Origin of the sequence: Nonlabens sp. SCSIO 43208 (genome assembly GCF_050703575.1) — a bacterium.
Classification (GTDB): Bacteria; Bacteroidota; Bacteroidia; order Flavobacteriales; family Flavobacteriaceae; genus Nonlabens; species Nonlabens tegetincola.
Genome location: NZ_CP065365.1, coordinates 224,239 through 241,912 on the forward strand (window position 1 = coordinate 224,239; position 17,674 = coordinate 241,912).

General features: G+C 35.3%; 14 protein-coding genes and 1 tRNA gene. 3 read left to right on the plus strand and 12 right to left on the minus strand.

All coding sequences use genetic code 11. The features are described 5' to 3' along the window. Positions 1–3: 3 nt before the first annotated feature. Positions 4–747: an SDR family oxidoreductase gene (locus I5168_RS01170; RefSeq protein ID WP_167343118.1), complete on the plus strand. Its 744-nt coding sequence runs from the start codon at positions 4–6 to the stop codon at positions 745–747. A gap of 174 nt (positions 748–921) precedes the next feature. On the opposite strand, the gene I5168_RS01175 is transcribed toward I5168_RS01170, so the two are convergent. Next, the gene (locus I5168_RS01175) at positions 922–1,275 is read right to left on the minus strand and encodes a winged helix-turn-helix transcriptional regulator (protein WP_042279878.1); all 354 of its coding nucleotides are present in this window, start codon (positions 1,273–1,275) and stop codon (positions 922–924) included. A gap of 90 nt (positions 1,276–1,365) precedes the next feature. Between I5168_RS01175 and I5168_RS01180 the strand changes: the two genes are divergently transcribed. Together I5168_RS01180 and I5168_RS01185 are read left to right on the plus strand one after the other, a co-directional pair. After that, on the plus strand, positions 1,366–2,169 hold the full coding sequence (locus I5168_RS01180) for an SDR family NAD(P)-dependent oxidoreductase (protein WP_431472203.1): 804 nt from the start codon (positions 1,366–1,368) through the stop codon (positions 2,167–2,169). Further along, entirely contained in the window at positions 2,166–3,035 is an 870-nt protein-coding gene (locus I5168_RS01185) for a DUF4437 domain-containing protein (protein WP_431472204.1), read from the plus strand. Before I5168_RS01180 ends, I5168_RS01185 begins: the two co-directional genes overlap by 4 nt. Before the next feature lie 113 nt (positions 3,036–3,148). Here I5168_RS01185 and I5168_RS01190 read toward each other — a convergent pair whose 3' ends face one another. The 11 genes from I5168_RS01190 to ftsA all read right to left on the minus strand — a co-directional run bounded on the left by I5168_RS01190 (position 3,149) and on the right by ftsA (position 17,662). After that, positions 3,149–5,680 (minus strand): T9SS type A sorting domain-containing protein, encoded by a 2,532-nt coding sequence (locus I5168_RS01190; RefSeq protein WP_431472205.1) that lies wholly within the window; start codon positions 5,678–5,680, stop codon positions 3,149–3,151. A 99-nt stretch (positions 5,681–5,779) separates the two neighbouring features. Then, positions 5,780–6,535 (minus strand): LytR/AlgR family response regulator transcription factor, encoded by a 756-nt coding sequence (locus I5168_RS01195; RefSeq protein WP_431472206.1) that lies wholly within the window; start codon positions 6,533–6,535, stop codon positions 5,780–5,782. Between the two features lie 5 nt (positions 6,536–6,540). Continuing rightward, the gene (locus tag I5168_RS01200) at positions 6,541–9,483 is read right to left on the minus strand and encodes a histidine kinase (protein WP_431472207.1); all 2,943 of its coding nucleotides are present in this window, start codon (positions 9,481–9,483) and stop codon (positions 6,541–6,543) included. Positions 9,484–9,625: 142 nt separating this feature from the next. Beyond that, positions 9,626–11,038, minus strand: coding sequence for an MBL fold metallo-hydrolase (locus I5168_RS01205; RefSeq protein ID WP_431472208.1), 1,413 nt, complete (start codon positions 11,036–11,038; stop codon positions 9,626–9,628). A gap of 130 nt (positions 11,039–11,168) precedes the next feature. Next, complete coding sequence (locus tag I5168_RS01210; RefSeq protein ID WP_431472209.1) at positions 11,169–11,969, minus strand: sulfite exporter TauE/SafE family protein; 801 nt, start codon at positions 11,967–11,969, stop codon at positions 11,169–11,171. A gap of 98 nt (positions 11,970–12,067) precedes the next feature. Further along, positions 12,068–12,694 carry a Crp/Fnr family transcriptional regulator gene (locus I5168_RS01215; protein WP_431472210.1) on the minus strand — a complete coding sequence of 209 codons (627 nt, stop codon included), beginning with the start codon at positions 12,692–12,694 and terminating at the stop codon, positions 12,068–12,070. Beyond that, positions 12,678–13,076 carry a DUF983 domain-containing protein gene (locus I5168_RS01220; protein ID WP_235784008.1) on the minus strand — a complete coding sequence of 133 codons (399 nt, stop codon included), beginning with the start codon at positions 13,074–13,076 and terminating at the stop codon, positions 12,678–12,680. Before I5168_RS01220 ends, I5168_RS01215 begins: the two co-directional genes overlap by 17 nt. A 499-nt stretch (positions 13,077–13,575) precedes the next feature. Then, positions 13,576–13,649 (minus strand) — tRNA-Arg (locus tag I5168_RS01225). Between the two features lie 24 nt (positions 13,650–13,673). Beyond that, positions 13,674–14,120, minus strand: a complete 447-nt coding sequence (locus I5168_RS01230) for a GatB/YqeY domain-containing protein (RefSeq protein WP_060523132.1) — start codon at positions 14,118–14,120, stop codon at positions 13,674–13,676. Between the two features lie 127 nt (positions 14,121–14,247). Further along, complete coding sequence (gene ftsZ, locus I5168_RS01235; RefSeq protein WP_431472211.1) at positions 14,248–16,275, minus strand: cell division protein FtsZ; 2,028 nt, start codon at positions 16,273–16,275, stop codon at positions 14,248–14,250. 31 nt (positions 16,276–16,306) lie between these two features. Next, entirely contained in the window at positions 16,307–17,662 is a 1,356-nt protein-coding gene (gene ftsA, locus I5168_RS01240) for a cell division protein FtsA (RefSeq protein WP_431472212.1), read from the minus strand. Positions 17,663–17,674: the final 12 nt, after the last annotated feature.

The window sequence follows — 17,674 nt, forward strand, 5'->3', positions numbered from 1 at the left end:
AAAATGGATTTACAAGGAAAAACAGCAATAATTACCGGTGCATCTAGTGGTATAGGTGAAGCAACCGCAAAAAAACTAGCAGAACAAGGAGTTAACGTCGTACTATGTGCACGACGTACTGAAAAACTAGAGGAATTAAAAGATGAAATCACTCAATCAGGAGGAAATGCTCTGGTAGTAACTGCCGATGTTACTAATAAGGAAGATTGGAATACCGTGATTGAGAATACTCAAGAGCATTTTAATTCGATAGATATTTTGTTCAATAATGCAGGACTAATGCCTCTATCCTATGTAGAAAAGTTAAAGACTGATGAATGGGAAAAAATGGTTGACGTAAACCTTAAGGGAGTTCTTAACGGAGTCGCAGCAACTTTACCTATCATGCAGGAACAGAAAAGCGGACACATTATTAATGTTTCATCCAGTGCAGGTCGTAAATATTTCCCAGGTGGTGCGGTTTATTGTGCTACCAAAGCGGCTGTTACCATGTTTTCAGAAGGATTACGACAAGAAATTGCTCCAGAATATGGGATCAATGTAACTCTCATCGAACCAGGTTTTGTAAGTACCGAATTACAAGATACTATTACTGATGAGGACATTAAAGACCAATTAGGCAATATGAGTGATATGACACCATTACAAGCTAATGATATTGCCCAAGCAGTTGCTTATGCTGCTGCTACACCAGATCACGTAAATGTGAACGATGTTTATATTTACCCTACTCAACAAAAACAGTAATGTAGTAGAGTCTTATCAAACTCGTTATGAACCCTAACGGTTTGTAACGAGTTTTTTTATCTTAATTTTTTTGACAAGGAATTTTAAAATTTCGCTTTCGCGAAAGCGAAAAACTTCAAGCTTAATTAACTCTTAGCACCTTAATTTCAGGAGATAACAAAATAAGATTATGAATCAGCTTTTTTGGGCAACAGCATAGTCACCCCAATCTGCAATTGATTGAACAAGAGGTATTAAAGTTTTACCAAAATCCGTTAAAGTATATTCTACTTTTAAAGGTGGTTTTGTGGTAAATACCTTACGACTTACAATTCCATCCTCTTCAAGTGCTTTAAGCTGAAGGCTTAATGTACGCTCAGTAACTTGTGGCATCATCTTACGCAACTCACTATACCTCAACGTATTATTCATTAAATGATAAAGAATGACCGTCTTCCACTTTCCTCCTATTACACCCATTGTTAAACTAGCACAACAAGGATATTCCTTTCCATTGAATGTTAATTTTTTAGGCTGCTCATTTGTCATTTTGTTACTATCTAAATTGACCGTTATTGCAAAGGTATAAAACTATATTTAGTTTTGTGACTATAAAAAGTATAGTTAATTAAAAACACTATGAAAACCATTCTAATTACCGGTAGCACAGATGGAATAGGAAAATTAGCCGCCATTGATTTGGCTAAGAACGGACATACTATTTTTATTCATGGCCGTAATCGTGAAAAGGTTAGTAAAGTTGTAGAGGAAATTACAAAATTAACAACGAGCAAAACTATTTATGGCTTTATTTGTGATCTTTCACAATTACAAAGTATTGACGACTTTGTTAATCAGGTAGCTTCAAAAACAATCAAATTAGATGTTTTGATTAATAATGCAGGTGTTTACAATTCACCTGTAGCAACTACTAAAAATGGAATCGATATTAGAATAGCTGTTAATTATCTAGCTCCCTATTTATTAACTACTAAACTATTGCCCTTGCTTGAGAAATCCGGTTCTGCAAGGGTTATAAACTTAAGTTCTGCCGCACAATCTAGTATTTCACCTGAATTTTTTCTGGGAAAGGAAACGGTTTCGGAAAGCGGTGCCTATGCACAAAGCAAATTAGCTCTTACGATGTGGAGTTTCCAGCTTGCCAAAGAGCGACCTGAACTTAATGTAATCGCTGTAAATCCAGGTTCCTTATTAAATACTAAAATGGTTAAGGAAGCTTTTGGTAATCACTGGTCCGATGCCAGTAAAGGAGCTGGCATATTAACTCAGCTTGCAACATCAAAACGTTTCAATGAATCATCAGGATCCTATTTTGATAACGATAAAGGTGATTTTTCTCATGCTCATGACGACGCTTATAACCACGAAAAATTAAACCAACTACACAATCTTACCCAAAAACTTTTAAAAAATAAATTATGATAAAAAGAACAATGATATTTGCAGCTTGTGCTCTGATTCTTATGAGATGCAATACCCAAAATAAAGAAGAAAAAGTAACGAGCACTACTAATAATCAAAATACTGAAGTTGTTTTGAGTTCGCAGGTAAACTGGAGTCCTTTAAATGCTGCTCGAGGTGATGCTAGTCCACAAGCTGGTGATTTATGGGGAAATCGCAAGGAAAATCAAGCCTCTGGATTCCTGGTTAAATTTAAAGAAGGGTTTTCATCACCACCTCACATTCATAATATAACCTATCGAGGAATTGTGATCAAAGGCTCCTTACATAATGATGACCCTAATGCCAAAAGCATGTGGATGCCACAAGGATCCTTTTGGACACAACCAGCTGGTGAAGGTCACATTACAGCAGCAAACGCTAGTAAAAATATGGCTTATGTAGAAATTGATAGTGGACCATACTTAGTTAAGCCAGAAGATCAAGCCTTTGAAAATGAAGAAAAACCAATAAACATTCATAAATCGAACCTAGTATGGATAGAAGCTTCTGATCTTCAATGGACCAATCTGAATACAAACGATAAATCAAGGAATAAACCAGAAATAGCCTTTCTTTGGGGACAGCCTAATAGTAACGATTCTTGCGGTGCTTTGATAAAGCTTCCTAGCGGTTTTTCTGGAACCTTTGAGGCTAGCGGCAAAGAGTTTAGAGCTATCGTGATAGGTGGAAATTTAACTTATAAAGCTAGCAAATCAAAAGAACTGGATCCTGGTAGTTACTTTGGTTCAACAGATAATGCCTCGCATATAATTATGAATGAATCTAGTGAACCCGTCATTTTGTATATAAAATCAACAGGAGCCTATCAACTATTATCTGAATGATATTTTAATGTAAGCAAATAATTTAATCACAAAAAAGTAACAGGTTGAATTTAGCAATACAAAAAAAGCTACCTTGATCTCAAGGCAGCTTTAGAAAAATTGAAAAACGAATACTATCTAACAATCAGTTTTGCAGCAGTGATTTGTTCATTTATAACAGCTTTGACGATATACATCCCAGACGGTAAAGTAGAAACGTCAATTATATTATTTTCTACTTGCACATTTATTTGTTTACCACTGAAATCGTAAAGCTTTACATCATGCACGTCATCCGAACTAGAGAATGTTACATGATCATTAGCTGGATTAGGGTATAACTTCAATTCAAACACATTAGTTTCATCACTTAATCCTAATGTTGAGTTATATTCATAAGCCCCTAAATCTATGGTAGTATTAACTACGCGATCATTTCCTGACAAATCTGAATTACCAAATAAAGCGACATCGTAGTAAGTGTTATCTCCCTGATCAATAATAAAAGTAGAGGCAGATGTAGGTTTGTAATCCGTACTTAAATTTAGGTTATCTGTTGCTGGATCTAAGGTTGTTACGTTTGTTGTATTAAAAGTTCCAGTGGTTCCAGCGTTTGATGATACTTTTGCAATAGAATTTCTAATAAATACATCGTATGTAGCAGTCGCTCCGTTAGAGATATCTCTGGTTGCTGCTGTACCATTAATGGTATTCTGCCAGAAAATAGAGTTATTGATATTAAGATTTACGTCTCTATTACCTGAGGCCGTAATAGAATTACCATAAGTATTGTTGTAGTCGTTATTAATAAACGTGCTGTTATTAATCACAACATCTAGAGTATTACCATTGTTAAAACCTTCACGGTTAATATTAAGTGCTGCAAGATTGACATCATTATCGGCTACTAGAACATTTGCCCAACGTGTGAAAATGTAACGATTGGTATTATCAGATTGAATAAATATTAACCCCATGTCAACTATGGTATTATTGATAAACTGAGTATTTTCAATAAGTAATCCTTGATTAAACTTTCTTATTTTTAGCAAATAACCATTTGAATAGTTGTTTCTAAATACCGCGTTTTTAATTTTTAAGTTATTAGAGTTCAGATTATTCGGTATAAATATTACGCCATTCTCTTCCACACCACCTGATTGTGAGGTGTCGTAAATGTTCTCAAATATAATTCCATCAAAAGTGACATTACTGGTTCTTAATTCAAACAATCGTTCTGCATTATCGCTTTTGTTTGATGAGAAATCACCTGCGATATCATCACCATTTATATCACCAGTAAAAATGGTTGCATTTGTAGTGTGAATGGCTGTTAAGTCCCTATCTGCTACAGTTGTTTCTGTACCTGCAAAGCCACCAATGATATCTACCTCGTTTGTACTAATTGCAATTGGAGTATTTTTATCTGCTAGAGTATACGTTCCTCGTGCCACCCAAACCGCATCATTTAAACTGGTAAGAGCTAAAGCGTCTGTTACACTTGTAAAAGCATCTGCCCATGAGCTACCATCGTTAGCTCCAGTTGCATTAGCATTCACATAATAAACTACTGGTATACAGTTCTCACTGTAACTTGTCTGACCATCCTTAGTCCAGCCTTGTGTAAATTGACCACTATTTGCAGGTGGTGAATATCCAGCATCTACCTGTATGCACGTTAAACTTGGATTATTATACGCTTTCATAAACAGAAAATTGCTATTATTTCCGTTTGAAATCAACAAAGTATCTAATGAACTGTTATCATAACAAAACAATTCATTGATACTTGTATTTAAACGAATATCTAAACTTGTTAAGTTATTGAAACCAACGTGCAAACGTGTTAAAGATAAATTGTTACTCACGTCAATAGTGGTTAAACTATTGTTAGGCACATCTAAACGTGTCAAATTAGTAAAAGCTTCAATTCCTGTTAAGTCTGCAATACCTATACCGTTCATAATTAACTCTGTAGTAGCTTGAGCTTCTGCCATCGTTATTTCAGTATCTCCATTTATATTGATATTGTTATCACTTACTAAAAAGTTTTTAAAATTAGCATCAGGAATATTTACTACTTGATTAAGAGCAACACAATCATCGCTATAAATTGCAGTGGCACCTTTTGTCCAACCTTGACTGAAATTTCCAACATCGTTAGGTGGTGTAAAATTAGGATCTATTTGAATACAGGATAAACTATTTCCATAGGCTTTCATATAAGTAAAGTTGCTGTTATTACCGTTAGCAATATTTAATTGATCCAATACACCATTATTATGACATTGAATATCATTAATCAATGTATTTACACTGATATCTAAAGTTGTAATTTGATTATTACTACAGTGTAAACGCGTTAATGCCAGGTTATTAGAAACATCTATAGTGGTTAAATTGTTATTGTAACAATCTAATCTATTGATGTTTACAAAAGCCTCTATACCCGTTAAGTCTGAAATTGACAATCCATTTACCAATATGGCACCAGTAAAAGCTGTGGCCTCTGCCACAGATATTTCGGAATTACCATCAGTATTAATAGCTGCAGAGTTAACTAAGTAATTTTTAAAATTTGCGTCAGGAATATTGACATTTTGAGCGTTTAAATAGGTCGTTGTTAAAAACGCACCAATAAGTAGTACAAGTAATTGTTTTTTCATTTTGCAGGATTGATTTATTAATACTGCAAATGAACAAGGTAAAAACAGCTAGTTCATCTCCACTTTTCTGTAACCGTTTAGTTTTTTTCTAAACGGTTCCTACAAAAAGGTTTCTTGTATCGCTGTTAAAAACTGGTCTCTTTTTGAACGAGAAATAGGTATTTGTTTTTTATCATCCATGACTATGTAATCCCCATCATGCTTGACAAGTTCACTGATGTGCTTTAAATTTATCATATAGGACCTATGACATTTAAAAAACAATTTATTGCCTTCTAATTGTTCAACAAAATGCTTTAATGGCTTACAAATAACATTACGTTTACCATTAATCATATACACATTAGTATACATGCCATCTGCCTCTAAATAGATGATATCGTTATGAGAGGTAAAAAGATATCCTCGTGGGATTTCCATTACAATTTTATCCATTGACAACTGTTGAACAGACTGTCTTAGACGTTCTATTTGCTCACTTATTTGTTGTGAGGATTGTTGTTGTTTCGCTTTCGCGAAAGCGGACTTCAATTCATCAACAGCTATAGGTTTTAATAAATAATCTATCGCATTCATACGAAAGGCATCAACGGCATACTGGTTATAAGCAGTAACAAAAATGATTTGAAAGGCTATTTCATCGTCTTTGAAATAATTCATGATTTCCAGACCAGTCTCGCCTGGCATTTCTATATCTAGAAAAACAATATCTGGCTTCAATTCTTTTATAGCTGTCACTCCATCTTTAAGGTTTGAGGCCTCGGCAACGACATGGAGCTCATTGATATGATCTCGTATTAACGTAGTCAATAAATGCCTAGCACGTTTTTCGTCGTCAATTATTATAGCTTGCATATAATCTAATTTAAAGGTAAAGTAATGGTCACTCTAGTACCTGAAGCTTGTCCGTCATTTACTAAATCCTCAATTACAATATCTACCGGTTTATTAAATTGCTCCTTGTAAAGTAAGGCTCTTTCGTTATTTACAGCGGTAGAAAACGATGTATGTGACCTTCCTCTATTCTTATTAAGCAATGCAGACTGTTGCCTGCCTATACCATTGTCTTCAATTTTGATGCTTAAGATTTTCTCATTTTTAATAACGCCGCAGTCGATCATTAACTTACGATTACTAGGTTTATGCATAAGACCATGTTTCAAAGCGTTTTCTACATAAGGTTGAACCAGTAATGATGGAATCATTATATGCTCAATATTTAAAGTATCATCTATTTTAATAGAATAATCAAGCTCATCGTCAAATCGCATTTTCTCTAATTCTAAATAGAGTTTGAGCGCAGCTATCTCCTGTCCTAAAGTAATTTCATCTTGCTGACTATAATCTAGGTACTTTCTTATAAGCCTACTAAATTTAACAAGATAATCACTGGCTAGTTCCCGTTCATTAGAAACTATAAAATCTTGGATGGAATTGAGTGAGTTAAAAACAAAATGCGGATTCATTTGAGACCTAATGTTCTCAAGCTTGAGACTTGCCATTTTCTTCTCCAGCAACAATCGATCAATCTCTATTTTACGTTGTTTATTTTTTCTCTTTTGTAATTGTTTCAAGATAAAAAAGGTAGCTCCAGCGATCCCTACTGCAATTAAAAAATAAAACCACGGTGTTTGCCAGAAGGGTGGTTCAATGGAAAACGTCACCGGACCAGCATATTTATAAACATCTGATTTACAGTTTTTTCCCCTCAACTTAAAGTTGTAGGTTCCCGGTGAAAGGCTTGCAAAATCAACCTGAGTGTTTCCTACGGGAATGGATATCCATTGTTTGTTGCTTTCAACGAGTTGGTATTCATAGGCTACATACTCTCGAGATTGAAAACCGTTTGAATTGAAGGCAATGGAAATATTATTCCTATCGTGCTTTAGATTGTAGTTTTCCTTTAACTCAAGCGATAAACTATTGATTTTTACATCTGTAATTTCGATAGGTGCAGTTTTGAGCGCTTGTGTGAACGCATACTTAGGAATGCGGTATAAAGCTTGAATAGAAGTAGAAATTATTAGATCATCATATAGTAGGTACTCGTTTATAAGTTCATTCATCCCCATCTGACCATTAAATTCTTGCACAGAATCATCGGTGAGATCATAGCGAGTTATGACTCCTTCATTGAGCATCCATAGATGTTGCTGATCTGATCTCAGTTTAGTTAATGAGGTTGAAGTTTGATTTTTATTTTTTGAAAGATTTAGATTTACGCTTTCGCGAAAGCGTAATCCATCATCTATTATCACACTTTTCAAAACTTTATTATCCTTAATGCCTACCCAGATCTCATCATCAATCTTGCTTAAGGAAGTAGCAAATACGGATTCATTACCATATTTAATTTCCCTCAATGTTGAAGAGGCTAGGTTATATAAATACAATCCATCTACAAATGATATCAAAAGCTTGTTCTCATCTATGACTAAAGCATCTTTCACACGATTTTTTCTGATGAGAATTGCATTTTCTTTAATTAAGCTGGAATCATAGAGTAAGGCCTCTTTGAAGTTTCCATAAAACAGAAACTGATCATTCAAACGCTCAATGCTTTTTGCAGAGTTGAACACAGATTTTAAAGCGGTAAGCTTAAAGGTGTCGAGATCCAGTTTGTAGGATAAATTACTTGAAATACTGATGAGCAGGGTATGCTCAGTAGTGTCGTGATACAAGAAGCTTATGTTGTTCTTATCATTGAGATCTAATTTATGTTTTAATGAAAGGTCGGTATTATATAAATAAAGTGTACCAACATCAGTTCCCAAAGCGAAATGATCATCGCCTACTTTTGTAACCGCAGTAATTTTTTGTTTACCTTCAGGTAAGGATTTTCGTGTAACTTCTTTGTTCGGGATTACAAAAATTCCATTGTCTAAGGTGGTCGCCCATTGATTTTTGTTGAAATCTGTAATTACTTCTGAAATTGATTGGGACTCGAGCAATTGATCAAAAATTTCTAACGTTTGTCCCTTCTTTTTGCAGACCCAAATACCATCACTGGTACAAAGCCATAATTCATTGTGATGACCTGTTATGTTGTATATATTTAATTTCTGAATGGTTTCAGGAATTGATATTTCTTTTAAAGGCTGATCCTTATCTATAGTATAAAGTTTGTTGCCACCTTTCAATTTGTAGGTCAGGAAAATGCTGTTATTAGCTTCAAATAAAGATGGAGCAACGACATCTTCACGATTAAATTCATCGACCACCGTAGACTCATTATTTGACTCTATAATAATTTTATGTATTTGGTCGGTAGAATCATCTATGGGTATATCTAAATGCCATATTTCCTCTCCTCTTGAGGTCGTAGTAAGTACTCTGTCCTTGCGTTGCAGGGTTTTCTCTTTAGAGCTTTTAGAAATGTGATAAATCCCACCAGATCGATTATAGATTATTACATTGTCCTCATCTACGCTGAAGGGGACTAACTGACCGTTTACTATGTCATGTGCATCATGAAAAAGCTTCATTTGTTCATTTTCAACATAGAAAAATTGGCCGTATATATTGTTGAACCACAAACGTCCCTTGTGATCCAGGGTCAGATTAAACACTGCATCACCATGTTGGTCTGGATGTGTATATAGAATAAACTGCTTGCCGTTATATTTATACAAGCCACTGTCTGCAGCTAGCCATATATTAAAATGATCATCTTCAATAATATCGTAAAAAGTAGCATCGGGTAATTGATCATTTCTAGAGAAGTGATGATATACTTCCTGTTGTCCAAAGATTAGATTACTGGACAAGGCTATAATAACATAAAGTAAGTTGTATATCTTCAAAATATAGAATCGATAATTTACAAATCTAAAGAATACCTATATGTTGCGAAGCCTTTTTTGCTAAACAAAGCGACTTTATTTCTAAATAGAAAAAGCGTCTGTTTCCAGACGCTTTATCAACTTAACCAACCTAAATTATAAACTATTTCAAAGTAGATGGACACACATAATTAGTTGTCGATACTCCTGCTTCTTTAATAGCTTTATAGCCGCCTTGAATATCGATTAGATTATGAATTCCTCTACTCTTTAAAATGGATGCAGCTATCATGCTGCGGTATCCACCTGCACAATGGATATAAAATGTTTTATCATCAGGAAATTCTGATAAATAATTATTTAATTCACTTAGAGGTGTGTGTTGTGCATCAATTACATGTTCACTTTGATATTCACCTGGTTTCCTTACATCAAAAATTTCAGGTTTATCATTTTCAAGCTTAGCTTTAAATTGAGATGCAGGTATGGAACTTACTGTATCGTATTCTTTGCTAGCCTTTTTCCACGCAGCAAAACTTCCTTTTAAATATCCAATTGTGTTATCAAAACCTACTCGAGATAGTCTTGTTATTGCTTCTTCAATTCGTTCTTCATCGGCGATTAAAAGTATAGGTTGATGCACATCTTTAACAAGGTCTCCCACCCATGGAGCAAAACTACCATCAAGCCCTATGAATATTGATCCTGGAACGTGCCCAACAGCAAATTCACTTTGATGTCGAACATCGAGCATTAAAGCACCTGATTCATTTGCAGCAGCTTCAAATTCATCAGGAGTGAGCGCAGTTTCACCTTGAGCTATTATTTCTTCTATATTTTTATAACCTTCTTTATTCATTTTTACATTAAGAGGAAAATAAGCTGGTGGTGGTAATAATCCATCAGTCACCTCTTTAATAAATTCCTCTTTGGTCATATCTGATCTCAAAGCATAATTAACTGCTTTTTGATTACCTAGTGAGTCTACAGTTTCCTTCATCATATTTTTACCACAAGCACTTCCTGCGCCATGAGCAGGATAAACTATGACATCATCGGCTAGTGGCATGATCTTGTTACGCAAACTTTCATATAAGGTTCCAGCAAGTTCCTCTTGTGTCATATTTGCTGCCTTTTGTGCTAGATCTGGTCTTCCGACATCTCCTAGAAACAAGGTATCACCGGTAAAAATCGCATGATCTTTTCCATTTTTATCTCTTAGAAGAAAGGTCGTGCTTTCCATAGTGTGTCCTGGAGTATGCAACACGACAAAAGTTATTTCTCCTAAAGAAAACTCCTGATTGTCTTGGGCGATAATCGCCTCAAAATCTGGATTGGCATTTGGGCCATAAACGATAGGAGCACCTGTTTTTTGAGAAAGTGTAACATGACCACTCACAAAATCGGCATGGAAATGGGTTTCAAAAATATATTTTATTGTTGCTCCATCCTTTTTTGCACGATCTATATAGGGTTGAACCTCTCGTAATGGATCAATAATAGCTACCTCACCATTACTTTCAATATAATAGGCTCCTTGCGCTAGACATCCGGTATAAATCTGTTCTATTTTCATAATCTTTTTTTTGCTTAAATTATAATACACTAATTCCAGTTTGTTGAAAGAGCACGCTTTCGCGAAAGCGGAATTATTTCTTATTTGATTTAAAATTAAATAAGCATCTCATCATTTACGGTAACATTTATTACATAGACACCTCTTTATAAATAATATATATTCCCATGATTAGAACAAACCACCCAAAAGCTGTTTTTAATCGTTTACCATCAATGAATTTATTGAGCCAGATCCCAATAAATATTCCAACTACGGAAACTGAAGTAAAGCTGAGTAAGAATAACCAATTGATGTCTAGGTTTTGAACATCTCCTATAAAACCAATCAGTGACTTTATAGCAATAATTAATAATGAGGTAGCTACCGCTTTTTTCATAGGCAATCTGGCCAGTAATACCAAAGCTGGAATTATTAGAAATCCACCACCAGCGCCTACAATTCCTGTAAGTACTCCAACAACAGATCCTTCTAACACAATTAAAGGATAGTTATAAGAAACCTCTTTATCGCCGTGATGTTCATTGCGCTTGTTACGTATCATTGAAATTGAAGCGACCAGCATTATTATGGCAAAAAACAGCATTATCGCAAGATTTTTAGAAACGATAAATGTTCCCACACTAAATAACTGTACGGGAATAGCTGGTATTAAATAAGCTCGTGTAAGGTAGACCGCAATAAATGCAGGTATAGCAAATATTATCGCTGTTTTAAAATCTACCATTCCTTTAAAAATGTTTCTTACAGCACCTACAAGGGCAGTGGTACCTACGACAAATAATGAATAGGCCGTTGCAATTACAGGATTAAGGGATAATGCATATACTAAAATGGGAACGGTAAGAATGGAGCCACCACCACCAATAAGTCCTAAAACTAGACCAATTAATAATGCGCCTACATAGCCTAAAACATCCATTAACTCCATAGTGTATTGATTTTGAAATCAAAAGTAAAATGGGTAATTATGTATTTATGTAACCCTTGTTACAGGAGTGAGAATTAATTAAAATTTAGTTTTCTTTTTTACAGCATTTCAATAAAGCTGCGATGAAGTTTTATCTGTGAATTATTCTCCGTTTTTTTAAGTAATCTAGAGATAACAACACGACTGGTGTGTAAATCGGCCGCGATTTCTTTATGAGTAATGTGGATATGTTTACTATTGAGTATTTTAACCTTGTCTAGTAAATAGTTTTCTAATCGCTCATCCATATTGTTAAAGGCAATGTTATCGATACTTTCTAGCATCTCCATTAACCTTTCATGGTAACTATTCATAACAAAGTTGCGCCAGGTTCTATACTTGCGAGACCATTCTTCCATTTTACCAACTGGAATCATAAGCAGTTTTACAGAAGTCTCGGTAACTGCATGTATTTCACTTTTGGTGGTTCCTAAACAACAAGTCATTGTCATTGCACAAGTGTCACCACGTTCAAGGTGATAAAGCAATAATTCATCACCTTCTTCATCTGGTCTTAATATTTTTATGCTACCATCTAGTAATAATGGCATGGACTTGATGTATTGCCCAGGTTTAATGAGGTCCTCACCTGCATCAACCTCCATAAAGGTAGCTACTTGATTAATCTCTTCAATTAAAGCAAGTTCAAACTGAGAACCATAATGTTTATTAAGTTCTTGAATCATTTTTTACCTGTTTGGCAATCTGTCGATCATATTTAAAGAAAAAATGTGCCCAGATAGATTTTGAAACAGCTCCTATATATGGGAATAAAAGAACTAACCCTACAAGTATCGCAATAAAGGCAATTAATGGACTAGATCCATAACCTGCTAACCACAATAAAACGTAAATAGCCACTGCTATCGCAACCCCAACTGCATAGGAAACGTACATGGAACCGTAATAAAAACTAGGCTCTATAGAATATTTAAGATTACATTTTGGACAATGTTCTCGTACCTTATTATAATTTGAAATTTTATAGGGATTTGACTCTAAAAATTCACCTTGCCTACAACGTGGACATTTTAAGAATAACAGACTGTATATGGCAGATTTTTTCAATTGGATCAGATTTTAAACAAATATAAGATGTGGTCACTTTTGCTTATGTAACTCTTGTTACAATTTTAATAATTATACTTCATTTAAGTGAGTTTAAACAAGAAAGCTATTCTTACAAATTGAGGAATTAGTAATAAATAATAATCCTTGTTAGGATCTTGTTATAGTCTTCTTTAGCCTGACTACGATAGGATTACTAACATCAAAACAGCACTATACTGTAAATAAGTCACTTATAATGATTACCGCATTTTCTTTTATTTAAACCTTGAATTACTCGAGGTTACTCCATAAAAAACACGCCTATTAGACGCGGTTATTGGAGTATTGTGAACTTGACAGGAGAAAATCCAGTCTTTTAAATCAAGACGTAGTACCTATAAATACCTTTTAAATAGGATTGCTGCTCATCCTGATAAAACTCCGGGTTGAAAATAGAAAAAGATGAAAAGAAATTTTGAGTAAACTCGACTTCTTTTCACCTTTTTTGGTTTATTCGTGACCACGGTAGGATTCAAACCTACGACCGCTGGAGCCGAAATCCAGTGCTCTATTCAGCTGAGCTACGTGGCCAGTTTTTAAGTCTAGCTAAACGCTTTAACTTAGTTTGCTTTTTACTATTGTGCTTATCGTACGGCCATCGGCTTTACCGGCTAGTAATTGGTTAGATCTACCCATTACTTTACCCATGTCTTTCATTCCTTGTGCCCCAGTTTCATCAATTACTTGCTGTACAATTTTTGCAATTTCATCTTCACTTAGTTGTTCTGGTAAAAATTGCTCAAGTACTTTTGCTTGCGCTAGTTCTGGTTCTGATAAATCTGTACGATCTTGTTCTTCAAATATTCTTGCGCTGTCTTTACGTTGTTTAACGAGTTTTTGAACGATCTTAATTTCTTCTTCTTCAGAAAGAGTATCAGATCCGCCAGAAGTTTTTGCTAGTAACAATTCACTTTTAACGGCTCTTAAGGCTGCAAGGGCTGTTTGATCTTTTGATTTCATGGCATCTTTCATTGCCGTCATTACAGATTTCTCTAAACTCATAACTTTACATTTAGGCATCAAAAATAATAAAATTGATAAGGGAACTACCTTTAATAAATACCAAAAAAAAGCGCTCAATACTTGGGGATGTATCAAACGCTGTAAAAAACACTTTTTAAACTAAATCTTAATCTGGCGCGTCGTGTAAAAACGAGTTGTTACTTGATCTAAACTGTAACTCATCATTTTCATCAATATTCAAGGTTGTTCTTGATCGTCCATCGTCAGTTTTTGGAGCTTCTAACTCTACACCTTGACGTTTAAAAGCTGGTTGCTTTTCCAGTTCTTCCAATCTGTGCGAACTCTTGAATTTAAAATTTAAGTGATGCATGGTGCGTTTGCGTTTTTCGGCATTACGCAACAACATTTCATTTATTGGTAATTCAGTAGGATCAATTTCTTCGTCAATTTCCATACTTGACTCCACATCTTCAGCTGGTGCTTGCACTGTTTTGGCAACTATTTCTAGTTCCGGTTCTATCACCGTATTTGTTTCCTCAACTTTTTTAACAGGTTGTGCATTGACTAGCTCATCTTCTTTTTCCATGTAGTCGTCTAGTGAATACTTAGTAACACCCGTTTCATTTACTTCAGTCACTGGAATAACGTGCACTGGATCATTAACCTCTAGGGCATTAATTTCTTCCGCATTTTCCTCGTCCACACCCAATTGTTGAGACAATGGTAAGTCAAAGTCTAGAAAGAATTGATCGCGTTCTTCATCTATTGATTCAACTTCTGGTTGTTGTACAACAGGAGTTTCCTCTATAACAAAATCTAATTGTGATTGAGGTTTTACATCTAGTACTTCCTCGTACACCACCTCTATATTCTTAAGAACTTCAGTTGTTGGGATAATAGGATTAGGTTCATCTTCAAACAACTTTGGCATAACTGGCATAGCGTCTTCTGGATCCTCATCGCCTAATTCATGTTTAATGATTAAAGGTTCTTGAGGTTGTGATGGCTGTACTGTTTTTTTTGGTTCCGCTTTCGCGAAAGCGTTATTATCAACTGCCTGTATTTCATCTTCATGATCTTCTTCTAAATCAAGAATCAGTTTTCCTGGCACCACTTTATCAGTAGCTTCATCTAAAACACGTGAAGCGCGCTGCTCTTCCTCTAAGGTGTGAATGATGCGTTTTGCTTCTGTATTAGATATTTCGTTTTGCTGTTCAGCATTAAAGCCAGTTGCGATAACCGTTACAGCAATTGAATCTCCTAATTCTTCGTCCTCACCTACACCCATGATGATGTTTGCGCTTCCACCAGCTTCAGACTGTATGTGCTCGTTAATCTCACTTATTTCATCAAGGGTAATCTCTTCTGATCCAGACACGATAAGTAGCAACACGTGTTTTGCACCAGTAATTTTATTATCATTAAGCAATGGTGAGTCCAATGCTTTAATTATTCCTTCTTGGGCACGATTTGATCCGGTAGCATGAGCACTACCCATTATTGCTGTACCAGAGTTTACTAGTACCGTTTTTGCATCGCGCAAGTCAATGTTCTGGATGTAGTGCTTTGTAATTACCTCGGCAATACCTCTTGAAGCAGTAGCGAGTACTTCATCTGCCTTAGAAAAACCGGCTTTAAATCCTAAATTACCATAAACGTCTCGTAGCTTGTTATTGTTTATAATAATCAGGGAATCAACTGACTTTCTAAGTTTATCTATTCCTTTTTGGGCTTGTTCGTTTCTTATTCTTCCCTCAAACTGGAAAGGTGTTGTTACGATACCTACAGTAAGAATATCCATTTCCTTTGCTACCTGAGCTATCACAGGTGCTGCACCAGTTCCTGTTCCTCCACCCATTCCCGCTGTAATAAATACCATTTTAGTATTGGTATCTAACAATCTTTGAATTTCTGAAATAGATTCTTGCGCTGCTCTTTCTCCAATTTCTGGATTTGCACCAGCACCCAATCCTTCTGTCAAGGATACTCCTAATTGTATTTTATTAGGGATAGGACTGTTCTCAAGCGCTTGAGCATCTGTATTACAAATGACAAAATCTACACCTTTAATTCCTTGTTGAAACATGTGTTTAATGGCGTTGCTTCCACCGCCGCCTACTCCTATTACCTTAATTACATTTGATTTGTTCTTAGGTAAGTCAAAGGATAAATCGCTTCCTACTTCCATACTCATTTATGCTACTTTAAATTTTGTTCTTTCTCTTTTATTCTGCGTTATCTATAAACTCTTTTACTGATTTTACCCAGTTTGAAAAGAAGTTGTTAGATGGTTTTTTCTGTGGTTTTTCTTTAGGTTGTGGAACTTCTTCTTCCTCAACCTCTGTAGTCGATTCAGGTTGTACCTGTTGTACTACTGGTGCTACTTCTTCTATTATCTCTTCCTCTTCTTCAATAACCTCAAGCTCTTGAAGGCCTTTCATTACCAGACCAACAGCTGTGGCAAAAATCGGACTTGTGTTTTCCTTATCGCTATCACCTGCCAGATGTTCATTAGGGTAGCCTATACGAGTAGGCATTCCTGTAACATACTCGGTAAGTTGTTTTATATGCTTTAATTGACTACCACCACCTGTAAGTACTATTCCTGCGATAAGTTGTTTTTTAGGTTGGTCAAAACCGTAGTTTTTGATTTCCATAAAAACGGATTCTAATATCTCAACCACTCGCGAGTGAATTATTTTACTTAGGTTTTTAAGCGTAATCTCCTTGGGTTCTCTACCTCTTAATCCAGGAATAGAAACAATCTCATTGTCTTTATTTTCTCCTGGCCAGGCGCTACCAAATTTTGTTTTAAGTAATTCTGCCTGCTTTTCTATAATTGAGCACCCAGCTTTTATGTCTTCAGTAATGATATTTCCTCCTTGTGGTATTACTGCTGTATGACGAATGATTCCATCTTTAAAGATGGCCAGATCAGTTGTTCCACCACCTATATCGATTAAAGCTACTCCAGCTTCCTTTTCATCACTTCCCAGAACAGCATCAGCACTAGCGAGTGGTTCTAGAGTTAGATTTTTAAGTTCCAGTCCAGCGCTTTTTATACATCTACCAATATTTCTTATTGAGGCAATTTGCCCTACTACTACATGAAAATTGGCTTCTAATCTACCACCGTACATACCGCATGGTTCTTGTACATCGCTTTGACCATCTATTTTATATTCTTGTGGTAGAACATGTATAATTTCTTCTCCAGGCAGCATCACTAGTTTGTGTACTTGATTGCAAAGGTTTGTAATATCAGTTTCATTTATTACGGATTCACTATCCTGTCGAGTAATATAATCGCTGTGTTGTAAACTGCGTATATGTTGACCTGCTATTCCTACTGTTACATTTTCAATTTTAATACCGCTTACGGTTTCAGCTTGTTGAACTGCTTGCTGTATAGATGTAATTGTTTGAGTAATGTTGTTTACAACACCACGATGTACACCTAAACTTTTTGATTTTCCTACACCTAGAATCTCGAGCTTACCATATTCATTTTTACGACCAATCATTGCCACAATTTTTGTGGTACCGATGTCTAGTCCTACTGCATATTCTTGTGCTTCCATTTCTTCCCCTTT

What these genes read in the sequence shown, in the direction of transcription:
- ftsA (WP_431472212.1), bottom strand. Translation starts at nt 17,662, where the DNA reads ATGGAAGCACAAGAATATGCAGTAGGACTAGACATCGGTACCACAAAA.
- I5168_RS01175 (WP_042279878.1), bottom strand. Translation starts at nt 1,275, where the DNA reads ATGACAAATGAGCAGCCTAAAAAATTAACATTCAATGGAAAGGAATAT.
- I5168_RS01170 (WP_167343118.1), top strand. Translation starts at nt 4, where the DNA reads ATGGATTTACAAGGAAAAACAGCAATAATTACCGGTGCATCTAGTGGT.
- I5168_RS01205 (WP_431472208.1), bottom strand. Translation starts at nt 11,038, where the DNA reads ATGAAAATAGAACAGATTTATACCGGATGTCTAGCGCAAGGAGCCTAT.
- I5168_RS01190 (WP_431472205.1), bottom strand. Translation starts at nt 5,680, where the DNA reads ATGAAAAAACAATTACTTGTACTACTTATTGGTGCGTTTTTAACAACG.
- I5168_RS01215 (WP_431472210.1), bottom strand. Translation starts at nt 12,694, where the DNA reads ATGATTCAAGAACTTAATAAACATTATGGTTCTCAGTTTGAACTTGCT.
- I5168_RS01210 (WP_431472209.1), bottom strand. Translation starts at nt 11,969, where the DNA reads ATGGAGTTAATGGATGTTTTAGGCTATGTAGGCGCATTATTAATTGGT.
- I5168_RS01230 (WP_060523132.1), bottom strand. Translation starts at nt 14,120, where the DNA reads ATGAGTTTAGAGAAATCTGTAATGACGGCAATGAAAGATGCCATGAAA.
- I5168_RS01185 (WP_431472204.1), top strand. Translation starts at nt 2,166, where the DNA reads ATGATAAAAAGAACAATGATATTTGCAGCTTGTGCTCTGATTCTTATG.
- I5168_RS01195 (WP_431472206.1), bottom strand. Translation starts at nt 6,535, where the DNA reads ATGCAAGCTATAATAATTGACGACGAAAAACGTGCTAGGCATTTATTG.
- ftsZ (WP_431472211.1), bottom strand. Translation starts at nt 16,275, where the DNA reads ATGAGTATGGAAGTAGGAAGCGATTTATCCTTTGACTTACCTAAGAAC.
- I5168_RS01180 (WP_431472203.1), top strand. Translation starts at nt 1,366, where the DNA reads ATGAAAACCATTCTAATTACCGGTAGCACAGATGGAATAGGAAAATTA.